Below are 12,690 nucleotides of genomic sequence, written 5' to 3'. Positions count from 1 at the left end.
ATCCAACCTTTCAAGCCGCTGGAGAGAACAGGCCGGAAGGGGGAAACGCCATTTCCCCTTGGCGCGCGTGCGCACGCGAGGCCTCAAACAGGTTGGATAGGTTGGCAAGGTTGGCAACGGCCTTGATTTCGAAGGCATTTTCCCCTTCCAACCTTGATGGATAGACGTTGGAAAGGTCGGATACCCCACCAATCCTGTCTCTCGCACCCGGCGTTATGCGGCTTCACTGTCAGACGGCCAATCGACCGCCTGTCCCAACCCGGCTTCGAATGCCACGCGCGCCTCTTCCAGCGCGGGAAACCGGTAGAACCACGCCTGCCCGCCCACCTCCTCGTCATATCGCCGCACCGTGCCGACACACGGCAGCACACGCTGCATCTTCATGCCGAACACCGTCTGCTCCGATCGTCGCTTGATGCCGACCTTGTCCGAGACCTCCAGGTAGTAGTCGAACAGCCTCGATTTCCGCACCAACCCATCGACCGGCCAGCCGATCGCCCCCTTGATCAGGTTGCCCTCGTAGAGCCGCTCGAACAGGAACGCTTCGACATGGTCGAGCGACCGGATCTTCTGCTCCAGCAGGCTCGCCGTGCGCGGGATCGATCGCAGATTGACCGCCGACAGATCGAACGCGAGAAGATCGGCCAGCAAGGCCTCCCGCCCGCCATTGTCCAGCTCCTCGAACATCTCCTCGAAGTAGCCGTGGTTTTCCTTCACGCCCGCGGACACATCGAGCACGCAAAACCGTCGCTCGTCCTTGCCGGCAGGCACCACCCAATCCTCGTTCGATGTCATGATCAGGCGGACGTAATTCTTGATGCGAAACGGATCGACGCCCTTGGACTCGATCATCTGCGTCGCGGAGGTGACGAGGCCCTTCAGCCGCCCCTCGGCCGCCTTGTCCCCCGCCCACACGGCTTCTTCCGCCTGCAACAACAGGCATGAGGCCATGTGCGCATTGAATTGCCCCGTGATGTAGCGAGGATCATCGACAGCGAAGTAGTGCTGCTCGATCAGCGAGCCGATCACCTGTCCGACAATGGTCTTGCCCGTCCCCATCAGTCCCCGGAACACGATCGAGGTCCCGATCCGTTCCCACGGCCGCTGGACAAGATGAGCGAACCACCCCCACACCCATGTGAACAGGTCCTCGTCGCCCCCGCAGACGTTGTTCAGCATGTGGTCGCGAAAGACGGTGTACCGGCCGGCGTCCGCGTCCGGCTTCACGGAAAAGCCGCGCCACAGATTGAGATATCCCGGCGTGCCGCCATCATCATCGGGCGAGGGATGAAATTCGATCCCGTCATACTGCCGGCGGTCCTTGTCACACATCCACCGCTTGGCCCAGGTCACGGTCTGGACCTTTCCATCTGAGAGAATCTGCGTGAACTTGTTCGCATAAAGTGCGCGAAACGCTTCGAGTTGAACGATCCGCACCCGCTCTTCCACTGGCGCATCCGGTCGCTCACGCACCATCACGGCCTTGGATCCGACCAGAACCAACGCCCATTCCTCGTTCAGCTTCTTGACCGAGTAGCCCCACCGCTGCGGCTTGGGCGCCTCCTGAGCCCCATCCCCCGAAGGCGGCGCGCCATCCCCGCCGCCCTCGTCCTGAGCGGGATACTCTTCCACCGGGCGGTCCATGATCTCCCCGTAAACCTCGGTGCTCATGCGTTCCCCCGCGCCGGCGCGGTGCCGGTTTCCTGGCCGAGCGCGGCTTGCGCGCGCTCCTTCAGCCTGTCGTTGAAATCCTCGCCCTCAGGCGCCCAGACGGATCCGATCCGCCGGCCCGGTCGCGCCCATCGGGCGGCCGCGCGGGCATGCACCTGGCGCGCGGTAAATGCGTCGCTGTCGCTGTCGCCCAGCATCAGCACCTCGCGCACGCTGTCGGGCAGCATCAGCGCGCGCAGTGCGCGCGGCGTCTCCGTGTCCGGCACCGGCCCGGGCACGCGATCCGGCACCACCTTGCCCGTCTTCGTCGTGTGCGTGGCGCTCGGGTGCGCCACTGTCGCCATGGCCGGCCCGCCCATCGACTGAAGGTCGATCGAGGTCGCGTACGCCGTCGCGGCGATCCCGTCGGCCCCGCGCACCGCTTCCTCCGCCTGCCAGTAGGAGCGCACCGTCTCCACGCCCTCGCCGATGCGAAGCCGGCCGATGCCGATGCCGACGCGGCGCGGATCGCGCAGCAGGATCCACCCGCGCGCCTTGGAGCCGCGTATCTTCTTGGCCGGCAGCCCCTCGCCCGTCGCCGGGTCTATCAGGCGCACCTTTTCGCCCGCATGATCCGGGTCGAACCAGGTGATGTGCACGCCCTGAAAGCGCAGGTCGTCCCCGTCGGCCGGGCCGACGATCGCCGCCAGAACCGCCGGGCCGGAATAGATCAGCCGCGGCTTTTGCCCCTTGCCCAGCGCCGGCGCGTAATAGGGCAGATCCTCGGCGAACCTTAAGGACGGATAGACCGCGCTGCGCTCCCCCGGCCGGCCCGGCGCCCAAAGCCCCCGGCCGCGCCAGTAGATCGTTTCTCCCGGCGATCCGGCAAAGGTCCGCCCGGCGGTCCAGATCTCCCGCGCCCGGCGCAGCTCGCGTGCGCGGTAAATGTTGTCATCCCGCGCATCCGCCGCGGCCTTCGCCGCCCGCTCCGCCTCCAGCGCGGCTTTCTGCTCCGGGCTCAGCTCCGGCGCATCCCGCTTGCCGCCCAGGCTCTCCACGGCTTCCACGAAGGTCAGCCCGTGCCGCTCCATCAGATAGCCGATCCCGTCGCCGGCCGCCCCGCAGCCGAAGCACTTGTAAGTGCCGCGCCGGTCGTCGCAGTGAAAGCTCGGCGTCTTCTCGGCATGAAACGGACAGCACGCCCAGAAGTCCCCGGCATGCGCGTTCGTCTTTGCCCGATCCCAGGTCACATCGCGCCCGATGATTTCGGAAATCGGGATGGCTTTGATACGGTCGAGTTCGTGGTCGGGGAAGGTCATTCCGCCGCCTCCGCTTCATCCGCATAGCCCGCCCATTGCTCAGCCGCGGCCGCCATCATTCCGGGAAATGACCTGCTTCTCAGCCGCGCCCGCTCCGGTCCCGGCGGCATCCGGTGGACCCGGCTCCATGCGCGCCACTCCGCGCTGCCGCGTACCGGTTCTTCCAGCCGATCCGACGGCCTGAGAGTGGGCACTCCGCGCAGATACCATCCCGTGGATTTGTAGAAGGGCTCGCCAAACCAGAACGGCTGCACCATTTGTGGCGCCGGCAGATCCGCCGGCATCCGGTCACGTGCCAGATCGTTCATTTCCGGGTTCTCGATCGCCACCCGCTCGATCGGTGCTTTCCAGCAAGCAGTGAAAACGCTCACACCGAGATCGAATTCCGCCCGCATGTCGTCCCACGTTCTGCCAGCCGGCAGGCGCTTCGGCGGTGTCCATTTCCCGGGTCCGCTCATCCACCGCCGGCCAGAGCGGCACAGACGTGTGCAGGGTGGATGCATCACCGCGAGCAGATCCCAACCCCAGGCGAGAATTCCGTCGCGGATATCGCAGATGATGTGCCGGTTGCTGCCATCCTCCGCCGGCTCCAGATCACACGACCATACGTCGTGCCCGAGCGCGGCAAACGCGCGACGGGCGATTCCGGACGTCTCGCAGCCGATCAGGATGCGCATGCCACCCGCCTCCGCTGTTCCACCCTGCTTCTGTCCCTGACAGCCGCCAACAGTTCCGCAATCCGGCACCGTTGCCAGCGCCCTTCGGCCTCCAGGAAGGCGATGTAGTCGGCATCGCTTGCCGTGCGTTCCCAGCGCATTCGCGCGCGTTCCATCGCGCATGCCGCCGCAGCCAGATCCCGCGAACTCATGCCTGCCCTCCGTATTCCTTCCGGGATTGCCGTTCGCCCCGGCCTGGCGCTAATCCATGTGAGAACATAACAGGTACATGTGAGGCATTACCCCCATGCGAAACAAACGCAACGCGACGCTGTCCGCCGAAGAAGCGAGAGAGGCCATAGACGCGCTGAACGCCTGCCGCACCGTGCTCAACCGGCTTTCCACCAACCTCACCCCGACAGGCGAGGACTACGTGACCCTCTCGGCTCCCATTGAAGCGTGCTACGCCACGTCCGAGCAGCTTTGCCGCCGTCATGGCATCGACCGATATCGCCATGTCAGCTTTCTGGGCCGGAAGTGAATCCGTCATCCCGCGTCCTCCGTCAGGATCTGGAAAAGCCGGCCGATCGCCGTTTCGGGCTGGTCCTGCCCGTCACGCGAGAAGGCGCGCGCCAGCAGCTCGGCCGGGCAGCCGAATTGCAGGGCAAGCGAGGCGGCAATCGCGCTGTCGCGCATCAGCGCCTGCAGCTCGGTGCCGGTCTTGCCGGTGGAGATAAAAATCTCGCCGGGCCGGTCACCCGGCCGGCCATCGGAGCCGTCGTAAAAACCCACGGTCGCGTAGTAGCTGCGCGGCCCATGACCGAATTTGATGGTGTCGGAAGCCCGGCGCCCGGGCAGGATTTCCCGGGTCATGCGGCCGCCCTCGTCAATTCGCGCGAGGGCCACTGGCAAAAGCGCGCCGCTTCTGCTCTTCTGGCGTTGTTGCCGCAACGTTGCCCCGCCGGATCATGACCCAGCCAACAGAGACGCCCCCGCCGCCGCAAAAAGATGAGTTTCACACCGGCGCCGCGATGATCTTCGGCGGTTTTCTGACTGTCGTAGCCCTCGGCCTGCTCTTGCTGTTGATGAATGTCGAATGGACTTGGGAGTACTGGGGAGGCACTAACGCGGATAAATCCGGCGTCCTCCGTAATGTCATACTGATTATCGGGGGACCATTGACACTCGGCTTTCTTGGTTGGCGCTCGTTCTCCGCCCACCGTCAGGCAAATTACGCCAACGACCAACGCCGTATCTCCATCAGTGGTTTGCAGGTCGACCGCTATCAAAAAGGCGCACAGTTGTTGGAGAGCGGCGAAATGGCCCTTCGCGTTGCTGGTGTTTTGACCCTGCGCGAATTGGTTCGGACTGATCGGGACGACACTCTGGCTATGGTCCGCCCTCTGCTGGCAAGCTTCCTGCGAGCGCCGACACCGCCATTTCAGGACCGGATACGTCCACTCGTCGAGGTAGAGCCGGAATACATCTATCGGCGCAAGCTTGAGCAAGAAGCCGATATTCTGGAGGCTCTTGAAGCCCTCGCCGCGTCGACTGAAGATGACGAAGTGTTCGCGCGCAAAACGCCCCTCCCCGCGATCAACCTGAGAGAAGCTTTCTTGCCGCAAATAAATTTGCGGAACGCCAATATCTGCAGATGGGACTTTACGGGCAGTACACTGCCTCTGAGTTCGTTTTTCCAAGCGCTCGCTGCGCACGCCCGGTTCGTCAAAGCTGATTTGGAGCGGGCGAATTTCATGAAAGCGATGCTCTTCGGCGCGGATTTTTCGAGAGCGGATCTCAGGAGCGCGCTCTTCTATGGTGCAGACGTTTCGTCTGCACATTTGCAGGCGCGATATTGGGATGGTTGGTACATAGGAGACAGTTGGGCATGGATCGACCAGATCCCAATGATGCCTGATGGGGTGGAATATCCGGGAATTCTCTACGCACCAGGTCCGAGCAACAGGCACCGCGAGGAACATTACCTTGCTCGCACCAGAGGCTACCCGAAACATGCGACACGCGTTCGCGACGGAATATCGTCCCATCACGCCCTCCCGTAAAACCGAGGCGCGCCGAGCGGCGCGAAGCCGAACAGGTACCAGGCGCAATTGTCCTTGCCGGTGTGCTGCGAACCGGGAATCCATTTCAGCCGCCCGACGCTCACCACCTTCCGGCAGCGCTTCATCAGCTCACCCGCCTGGCGCGTGTGCGCCCAGTCCGCATCGAACAGCAGCCAGGTCGGCAGCAGCGCGGAAAGGTGCGCGATCAGCGCGTGCAGCAGGTCGCGCGTCCATGGCGGGTTGGTGATGAAATGCGTCGCCCCGCGTGCATCCGCCCGGCCAAGCGTCAACGCGCAGCGCCGCTCCACACCGTCAAAGCGCGGATCGACATCATAGCGCGCGGTGCAGACGTGACCGGCCGCGCCCAGATGCGCGATCAGATCCCCCGCCCCCGCGTAGGGCTCGCAATAGCGCGTTTCCGGCGCCAGATGCGGCAACAGCGCCGCCACAGCGCGCGGGTCGATCGTGCTGTAGAAATCCTTCTCCACCCGGGCAAAGGCTGAGCGCTTACCCATGCGCCACCGCCCGCCCCGCAAGGGCGTGTTCACCGTAGAATTCACGTGAAGCTGTCGGCGCTGTACGCCCGCCTTCCTGTCGCGCCAGAATGTCGCCAAGCTCCAGCCCGGCCGCACTCATCACGGCGACAAGGCTTTCATCGTCCAGCGCCTGCGCGTTGGCGACCTTGCGCACCACCGTGCGCGAAACCCTCAACCGATCCGCCGCCTGCACCTGGTTCAGCCCTTCGCGCTCAACCCAGGCCGCAAACAGAAAGGCGAGCTTCGCCCGGTCGATCCGCCTGGGGCGGCGCTTGCCCATCAGGTCTTCAAGGCGTGCCACCGGCTGGCCGATCTCGCGCGCATGGGTGAGCACCGCGTGCCTGAGCCCGGACCTGTCGGCAAAGCCCAGCGCCCGGGCGATATCGCTCGCGCTGCCCGCGCCGGCCCGCACCAGCGCATAGGCCGCGCGGTTGCGCGCCTGCCGCTCGCGCCGGCTGGCCGGCGAACGGATCGCCGCCGGCGCCACGTCGCAGGCAAGCGCCACCGCCTCGACCGTCCGTCGAACCTGGGCAACAAGCCCGCTCATGCCGCCGCCCTCCCCGGCTCGCACGCGGACGCCCGGCCGGCGGCGGAGATCTCTGCCGGTTCCAGCCCGGCGAAGGCGATCAGCCGCGCCGTCGCGTCCTCCGACACCGCCAGATAACTCTCCGCCCGGCTCACCTGCCGTTTGCTCACCCCGGCAAGCCTTGCAGCCGCAGCCTGTGTCTGCCCTGCGTGAAAGCGCCGGGCGAGGACGAACAATGCCAGCACCTGGCGGGAGGCAAGCGGGAGTGTCATCGCACCACCCCCAAGTCATTCTGTGCTTTTTCACGGCCTATTGATGTGTCACTATAATAACTCTTTCCAATTCTACATTTTGCACGCCCTGTATCGGAGGCATATAGATGTTTAAAATCTTGTCTTTGAAGAATTTTTGCTTTGTCGCAGGTTTCATGGTCACTCTTGCGATAGTTGACCAACTGTTTCTGTTTAAAGATGAAATTCGGCCAACCTCCGAAGTGGGCGCACCCGCGCCCAAAAGCAAAGACTCCGCGAGCCTGGAGGTGAGCAACTGGCTGAGCATTAAGGGGAGCGCTGACCTGGAGAAGGCCATGCGGCCTGGAGGCACAGTAACTGTGACCTCTCTCTCCACGGAGGGCACGAGCGTAATGGCGACCGAAGCCGGCCCGCCCCCATCCTTCGAGACAATGAGCAACATGGAGCTGGCGAGACACTTCAAGGAAGCGACGGGGGAAGACCAGGCGACCATCATCAAGGTCATAAAGGCAAGGGATCAGCGCGCCACCGCCGTCGCCGGCGAGTTCTTTCCCGAAATGGTGCTCGCCAACGAGCACAACGCCTATATTCGCGTGACGCGCGCGATCGCGGGCCAGGCCGAAGCGGTCCCCTCCGAGCTCATGCGCTCCGAGATGGCCGTCACCGCCGAGCCGACCACCTTCGCGGTGGAGAACACGGAAACCACCAACAGGGTTGGCGCCCGCCTCTTCGGCGCGAACTTCGCTTTCGAGCCGCAGGAAACCCAGTGGGCCTATATCCCCGATGGGGAAGAACACACCTTCACGTGGAAAGTCACGCCCAAGAGCGAGGGGAACCAGCAGATCACCGTCATCCTCGAAAACAAGCTGATTTTCGGCGATCAGGAAGTCACCCTCCCCGTCCGCCAGTTTCCGAAGACGATCACGGTCACCGTCGATATCTGGACCTGGATCGGCCGCGTTGCGGCGGGTGCCGATACAGCCGCCTCCACCGCCAAGAATATCGGGATCGTCATTGCGTTGATGGGCAGCCTGCTCGCCGCACTGGGCATCGGCGGCAGCGGTGTCGCTCTCGCTCGATGGCGCAAGACGCGCGCCTAGAACAACATTGGCGCCTGTACCGGAGGAATTGCGCTCTCGCGCGGTGGCACAGTCCGTCTTCCGCGCCTCCAGACGATCCGCTTTCACCCCCACGCTCTCCCCGCCGCACCGCTCCACCGGAACGGACAGCGCCGCAATGTTGATCACGCAGAACGCGGCAACGGCGACAACGATCGCCAGGCGCGTCCGGTCTTCCGGTTCCATCCCGTCCTCCTCAGATCTCTACCGGCACCACGTGCCGGCCGCTGTCGTCGGGCAGTGTGTCGAGCTGTGCTTCCGCCGCATCGAGCAGGGCGCGCAGCCGGGCGATCTCCTCGCGCGGCAGCAAGGGCCCGTGCGCATCGCGCGGCAGGCACAGGCGCACGAACTGCGCGCCCGTTTCCATGCGCACCACATGCGCGCCCACGTAACCGGCCGGGATCTGTGGTTCGGCGGGCCGCGCGCGGCTCATTGGGCGATCTCCCAGCCGGCGGCCCCGCGCACCAGCACCCCTTTCAGCGCAAGCCGCGTCACCAGCGATTTCGCCGCCCGGCCGACGCCGGCGGCTTCCGCCGCTGCGGTCACCAGGTCCTCGCCGCAAAGCTTGTCGCGCGCGGCAATCGCCGCCATCGCCAGCAACATCCGACGTTCGGCGAGTGTCATCGGCGGCAGCCCGCCGGCAGGCCAGATGTGCAGCAGGTAGCCGTCACGCGCCGAAAACGCGCAGCGCCGCGAAAACACCAGCTCATGCATGGCGGCCGAGGCGCGCGCGGGTGAAACATCGAGCCCGCCCATCACCTCCACCGTGCCCACGCCCTCCGGGTGCGCCTCCACCAGGTCCGGCAGTGCGGCGGCCAGCGCTGCCGCATCGCGCATCAATTGGGTGGTCCGGTCGTGCAGGATGCGCGTCATGCTGCGGCTCCTTCGCGCTCAGTGCGCAACTTGCGCCGCCGCCGGCGCGGGCGGGCGGGCAACACCGGCTGCGCGCCCAGCGCCTCCAGCGCGCGGTTGATCTCGCGCAAGCTTCGCGCCCGGTGGGCGATGATCATCCGCGTCAGCGCGGCATCACAGCCGTCGCGATCGCGCATCCGGCGGCGTGCCGCGGCCCCGTCTCCGCCCTCGTCTGGCGACGATCCACTCTCGCGACGCCGCGCTGCCAGCCACGCATCCACGCTCGCCAGCGCCGCATCCACATCCGCTTCTCGCACCCGGGAGGTTTTGCTCATGACTGCTTCGAAGCCTCCTCGATGCGCGCAAGGTGATGATCGACGGTCACCAGCGCCTCGATCGCCTCGGCCACCTCGCGGCGCAGCTCGAGCGCCCGCACCTCCTCGGCCGTGATGGTGCCGCCGGAAGAAAGCGCCTCGCACAGGCGCGCAACGGCCTCGCCGCCCTCGCGCGCCACATCGGCGATCTCGCGCGCCCAATCAGACGCCGCGCCCGTCGTCGGCAGAGGCACGTAAACCCCGCCGGCGATGCGGCACAGTTCCACCAGCGCCACGGGGCCGCCGTCGAGCGTCAGATCAAGCAGCACGTCGAGCGGGCAATGAGTGTCGCGGTGCCGGTCGCTGAGGTGGTTGCCATAGTCGGAGAGCGTCTGCGGCCCGACGCGCGTGATCGAGGCTGCCGATTCCTGTCCGCCGCAGGCTTTCACCTGCCGCCGAACGGCCAGCTTCAGCCGGGCGCGGTCCTTGTCGGAGGAAGCGCGGGAAAGGCTCATGCGGCGCCTCCCGGGTTTTCCTGCATATCGCGGGATGACGGCGAGGACGCGAGGCCCGATGCTGCAGCCGTACATTCTTTTGCAGTTGTGGTTTTCCACCCATCGACCGCAGCCAACAGAATGGCCGGCTTTGCGCTCTTCTCGGGCCAGTTCGTATCGAACCAGTCAAGCGCGCGCTCATATCGACGCGTGGTGAGATCGCCTCCCCGATCAATCCGATCGAGGATCTTGCTGTCGCCAAACACGATCCATGAGACGCGGGAGCGCCGGGAACCGGTCTCGGCCGCGTAGGAATCGCCAATTGCCAGAAGTGATGCTCGCAAGGTCATGAGACGGACGATGCGGTTCTATTACCTCTTTGTCAATGGTATTTATATCGCTCGTTTGTGCGGTATACCTCCGGTAAAATAACCGCATGGAGAAAGAACCACTTAATCCGATCGTGGCGCGGATCGATCGTCGGCTGGCGGATTTGGGCATATCCCGTACGGAGGCCAGCCTCAAAGCCGGCCTGAGCCGCGACGGGATACGCAACCTCGCGAGATCCACGGAACGAACGCCGCGCGGCGAGACACTGCTCCGCCTGGCGGAAGTTCTGCGCGCGTCTCCGAACTGGCTGCTTACCGGAGAGGGCGATCCTCCCTCGACCAAGACAGCGGCAACAGCCGACAAGGTGCAGAGCACCGTCCTCCAGGCGGACGTGAGAGCGCCGGCGCCGAGCGAAATGAACCGCGATCTGCCCGTTATGGGCACCGCGGCCGGCTCTATCATCAAGCAGAATTTCGAGGGGTTCGAACTCGGCGGCGCCGTTGACTATGTCCGCCGCCCGCCGGCGCTTGAAGGCGCGAAGGATGTATACGCGATCTATGTAACCGGCGACTCGATGGAGCCGGCCCATCCCGCCGGCGAGCTCCGCTTCGTCCACCCTCATCGCCCGGTGCAGCCAGGCTGCACGGTCATCGTCCAGACGCGCACCTGGAACGACGATCCCGGCCAGGCTTACATCAAGCGCCTGATCCGGCGCTCTGGCACGAAGGTCATCCTCGAGCAGTTCAACCCGCACGCCACGATCGAGATCCCTGCGGAATACGTCACCGCGCTGCACAGGGTTCTGACGATGGCGGAACTGTTTGGGGTCTAGTCTGGAGGCTCGGTTTGGTCGGGCGCTTGGTTAGCCAGCGTCTCCGCTGGAAGATACCCTTAACACCCGACACAACCGATTATTCAGTCTATATTTCGACTGCTTTGCGCCCTCATACTGGTCGTTCGCGATTGTGGCGCAAGCTCCCGTAAGCAGCCATTCGCTGCGCTCTGTTCCAAGGTCCGGACAGGGCGGGAAAGAGACATTCGCCGCACTCTTGGCAAACGGCAGTTCTGCAGACAAAGCTGCCGATTGTCTCAATCAGTCGTCTTCTCTTAAAGTTGCAGCGACTGAGAGAGGCACTCACCCATTCCATTCTGCAGATAGTAGATGTCGTGTAGCATTAATTAGAACAACGATGGGACTGTTATGATTAGAAGCATCTTTGAATCCATAAGATCAAACTTGTTCCTAATTTTCGCGATAGCGACTACAATACTCTATATCTATTTTGTGTTCTCAGTAGCCATATATGGGCAATCAACCCAATGCACAAACGTCTCGAAGCAACTTGAGAGCTGCGGTGCGATTTGCCAATTACATAGCTCTCTAAATGTGCCATGCAAAGTGCTATCCCTAAATGAAATTGGCGATTTCTTTGCAGGGCTGTTTGCACCTTTTGCAATCATTTGGTTTGCCATCGCATTCATTTGGCAGGCCCGAGAGTTAAAGCTTCAGAGAATTGAATACCTGAAGGGTCAGGAGACGGCTGAGAGGCAACTTCAGATCACGAAGAACAGAAATGAGGAAGATGCTAAACGCTTTGAACAGCAGATGGCAACTGAACGTGCGCGACTAATACGGGCGACCTTAGAGGCCATCATCGTTCGCGTGAATGCAGAACTTGGGCGAGAAACGCAACCTCTGTTGCAAGGTGATCATGCAAGGTGCGCCTTAGATGCCATAAATGAGGTCTTGGGGCTAATTCACAATTTATCTTCACCGCGGGATAAAGAGCAAAGAGCCAAACTCCAATCACTTGTCGATGAATTTCCAAAGCGCCTGGAACCCATTATTGAAATGTGTGGAGATAATAGAGCTAAAAGCATTGTTCCAATCAGCGCGCTGGAATTAGAAGAGTTGCAAAGATTATGTTTTCTAACTCAGGAATAGGTTTTCTCGTTTTTAATGCTCTGAACAATTCCAATAATTTGCTCTGCGATTTTATCTCGTGGAACTTGCCAGTTTGGATCATCGTTGATATTCTCGAATTTCCTAAGGTCAAATACTACAAAAAAGCATCCAAATAGGATGGAATAGGTAATGCACGCTAGCCTTATGTCAGATTGGAATTCCTTTACGAAATCGAGGTCATTTATTCGATCACCATATCTTCTTTGATCTCTCATCCGACGATCCAGAATTCTCTGTGGATCGTCAACAATTTGGATAATTCCATCGAGGTCGAGGCTTTGATAATGTTCCCCCGGAATGCCTGGAACACGAAAGCCGGTCGCCGCTTGCTCGACTAGCAGATGTCCATCAATGATTATTGGTTGTTCGTCTGCGAGTGCCTCAATTTCTCGAGCTACTCGCCTTTGTACTATTTGTCTGGTTTCTAACGGTAAACTCGACAACGGCGTATCTGCTGCGCCAGTTGCCTTTCTCAACACATCAGACATCGAGTTGCCGAATCCGATGACGTTTACAGAGAGTTTCGGATCGTCGCGAAGTGGTTCGAGAAGATGGGTTTTTCCGACGCCGGACACACCTGTCACCATAATTCTTGGGTGGCGCTCAAGTGTCATA

Annotated in this window: 19 protein-coding genes; 5 read left to right on the top strand and 14 right to left on the bottom strand. The window is 62.4% G+C overall.

Annotated features, from left to right (window positions below; all coding sequences use genetic code 11):
* Window positions 1-213: 213 nt before the first annotated feature.
* The 4 genes from C8N35_RS22700 to C8N35_RS22685 are packed head-to-tail and all read right to left on the bottom strand — an operon-like array spanning window position 214 to window position 3,837.
* Window positions 214-1,671 carry a primase-helicase family protein gene (locus C8N35_RS22700; protein ID WP_107992038.1) on the bottom strand — a complete coding sequence of 486 codons (1,458 nt, stop codon included), beginning with the start codon at window positions 1,669-1,671 and terminating at the stop codon, window positions 214-216.
* Window positions 1,668-2,969 (bottom strand): CHC2 zinc finger domain-containing protein, encoded by a 1,302-nt coding sequence (locus C8N35_RS22695; RefSeq protein ID WP_107992037.1) that lies wholly within the window; start codon window positions 2,967-2,969, stop codon window positions 1,668-1,670. Before C8N35_RS22695 ends, C8N35_RS22700 begins: the two co-directional genes overlap by 4 nt.
* Window positions 2,966-3,646, bottom strand: coding sequence for a hypothetical protein (locus tag C8N35_RS22690; RefSeq protein WP_107992036.1), 681 nt, complete (start codon window positions 3,644-3,646; stop codon window positions 2,966-2,968). The genes C8N35_RS22695 and C8N35_RS22690 overlap by 4 nt, the downstream gene beginning before the upstream one ends.
* The gene (locus tag C8N35_RS22685; RefSeq protein ID WP_107992035.1) at window positions 3,634-3,837 is read right to left on the bottom strand and encodes a hypothetical protein; all 204 of its coding nucleotides are present in this window, start codon (window positions 3,835-3,837) and stop codon (window positions 3,634-3,636) included. Before C8N35_RS22685 ends, C8N35_RS22690 begins: the two co-directional genes overlap by 13 nt.
* Before the next feature lie 95 nt (window positions 3,838-3,932).
* Here C8N35_RS22685 and C8N35_RS22680 point away from each other — a divergent pair, with 95 nt between their 5' ends.
* Entirely contained in the window at window positions 3,933-4,166 is a 234-nt protein-coding gene (locus C8N35_RS22680) for a hypothetical protein (protein WP_107992034.1), read from the top strand.
* A 5-nt stretch (window positions 4,167-4,171) separates the two neighbouring features.
* Here C8N35_RS22680 and C8N35_RS22675 read toward each other — a convergent pair whose 3' ends face one another.
* The gene (locus C8N35_RS22675; protein WP_107992033.1) at window positions 4,172-4,498 is read right to left on the bottom strand and encodes a TSCPD domain-containing protein; all 327 of its coding nucleotides are present in this window, start codon (window positions 4,496-4,498) and stop codon (window positions 4,172-4,174) included.
* A 95-nt stretch (window positions 4,499-4,593) separates the two neighbouring features.
* Between C8N35_RS22675 and C8N35_RS22670 the strand changes: the two genes are divergently transcribed.
* Window positions 4,594-5,688, top strand: coding sequence for a pentapeptide repeat-containing protein (locus C8N35_RS22670; protein ID WP_107992032.1), 1,095 nt, complete (start codon window positions 4,594-4,596; stop codon window positions 5,686-5,688).
* Here C8N35_RS22670 and C8N35_RS22665 read toward each other — a convergent pair.
* Genes C8N35_RS22665 through C8N35_RS22655 form a run of 3 tightly spaced genes read right to left on the bottom strand, consistent with a single transcriptional unit; the run spans window position 5,673 to window position 7,022 of the window.
* Window positions 5,673-6,203: a hypothetical protein gene (locus tag C8N35_RS22665; protein ID WP_107992031.1), complete on the bottom strand. Its 531-nt coding sequence runs from the start codon at window positions 6,201-6,203 to the stop codon at window positions 5,673-5,675. The two genes, C8N35_RS22670 and C8N35_RS22665, sit on opposite strands and share 16 nt — an antisense overlap.
* A complete protein-coding gene (locus C8N35_RS22660; protein ID WP_107992030.1) occupies window positions 6,196-6,771 on the bottom strand; it encodes a hypothetical protein in 576 nt (191 codons plus the stop codon). The genes C8N35_RS22665 and C8N35_RS22660 overlap by 8 nt, the downstream gene beginning before the upstream one ends.
* Window positions 6,768-7,022, bottom strand: coding sequence for a helix-turn-helix domain-containing protein (locus C8N35_RS22655; protein WP_107992029.1), 255 nt, complete (start codon window positions 7,020-7,022; stop codon window positions 6,768-6,770). Before C8N35_RS22655 ends, C8N35_RS22660 begins: the two co-directional genes overlap by 4 nt.
* Before the next feature lie 107 nt (window positions 7,023-7,129).
* Between C8N35_RS22655 and C8N35_RS22650 the strand changes: the two genes are divergently transcribed.
* Window positions 7,130-8,101, top strand: coding sequence for a hypothetical protein (locus tag C8N35_RS22650; RefSeq protein WP_146177465.1), 972 nt, complete (start codon window positions 7,130-7,132; stop codon window positions 8,099-8,101).
* 214 nt (window positions 8,102-8,315) lie between these two features.
* Here the strand turns inward: C8N35_RS22650 and C8N35_RS22645 are convergent, their stop codons facing one another.
* Genes C8N35_RS22645 through C8N35_RS22625 form a run of 5 tightly spaced genes read right to left on the bottom strand, consistent with a single transcriptional unit; the run spans window position 8,316 to window position 10,129 of the window.
* On the bottom strand, window positions 8,316-8,552 hold the full coding sequence (locus C8N35_RS22645; protein ID WP_107992027.1) for a hypothetical protein: 237 nt from the start codon (window positions 8,550-8,552) through the stop codon (window positions 8,316-8,318).
* Window positions 8,549-8,992 carry a hypothetical protein gene (locus C8N35_RS22640; protein WP_107992026.1) on the bottom strand — a complete coding sequence of 148 codons (444 nt, stop codon included), beginning with the start codon at window positions 8,990-8,992 and terminating at the stop codon, window positions 8,549-8,551. The genes C8N35_RS22645 and C8N35_RS22640 overlap by 4 nt, the downstream gene beginning before the upstream one ends.
* Window positions 8,989-9,306, bottom strand: a complete 318-nt coding sequence (locus C8N35_RS22635; protein WP_107992025.1) for a hypothetical protein — start codon at window positions 9,304-9,306, stop codon at window positions 8,989-8,991. Before C8N35_RS22635 ends, C8N35_RS22640 begins: the two co-directional genes overlap by 4 nt.
* Entirely contained in the window at window positions 9,303-9,800 is a 498-nt protein-coding gene (locus tag C8N35_RS22630; RefSeq protein ID WP_107992024.1) for a hypothetical protein, read from the bottom strand. The genes C8N35_RS22635 and C8N35_RS22630 overlap by 4 nt, the downstream gene beginning before the upstream one ends.
* A complete protein-coding gene (locus C8N35_RS22625) occupies window positions 9,797-10,129 on the bottom strand; it encodes a hypothetical protein (RefSeq protein ID WP_107992023.1) in 333 nt (110 codons plus the stop codon). Before C8N35_RS22625 ends, C8N35_RS22630 begins: the two co-directional genes overlap by 4 nt.
* Window positions 10,130-10,242: 113 nt before the next feature.
* On the opposite strand from C8N35_RS22625, the gene C8N35_RS22620 reads away from it, so the two are divergent.
* Together C8N35_RS22620 and C8N35_RS23760 are read left to right on the top strand one after the other, a co-directional pair.
* Window positions 10,243-10,941 carry a S24 family peptidase gene (locus C8N35_RS22620; RefSeq protein ID WP_170122222.1) on the top strand — a complete coding sequence of 233 codons (699 nt, stop codon included), beginning with the start codon at window positions 10,243-10,245 and terminating at the stop codon, window positions 10,939-10,941.
* A gap of 567 nt (window positions 10,942-11,508) precedes the next feature.
* Window positions 11,509-12,054: a hypothetical protein gene (locus C8N35_RS23760; protein WP_146177464.1), complete on the top strand. Its 546-nt coding sequence runs from the start codon at window positions 11,509-11,511 to the stop codon at window positions 12,052-12,054.
* Here the strand turns inward: C8N35_RS23760 and C8N35_RS22615 are convergent.
* Window positions 12,045-12,689 (bottom strand): AAA family ATPase, encoded by a 645-nt coding sequence (locus tag C8N35_RS22615; protein WP_107992021.1) that lies wholly within the window; start codon window positions 12,687-12,689, stop codon window positions 12,045-12,047. The two genes, C8N35_RS23760 and C8N35_RS22615, sit on opposite strands and share 10 nt — an antisense overlap.
* Window position 12,690 lies beyond the last annotated feature (1 nt).

It is taken from the genome of Breoghania corrubedonensis (assembly GCF_003053845.1).
Classification (GTDB): domain Bacteria; phylum Pseudomonadota; class Alphaproteobacteria; order Rhizobiales; family Stappiaceae; genus Breoghania; species Breoghania corrubedonensis.
This window is presented reverse-complemented; position numbering and strand designations above follow the sequence as displayed.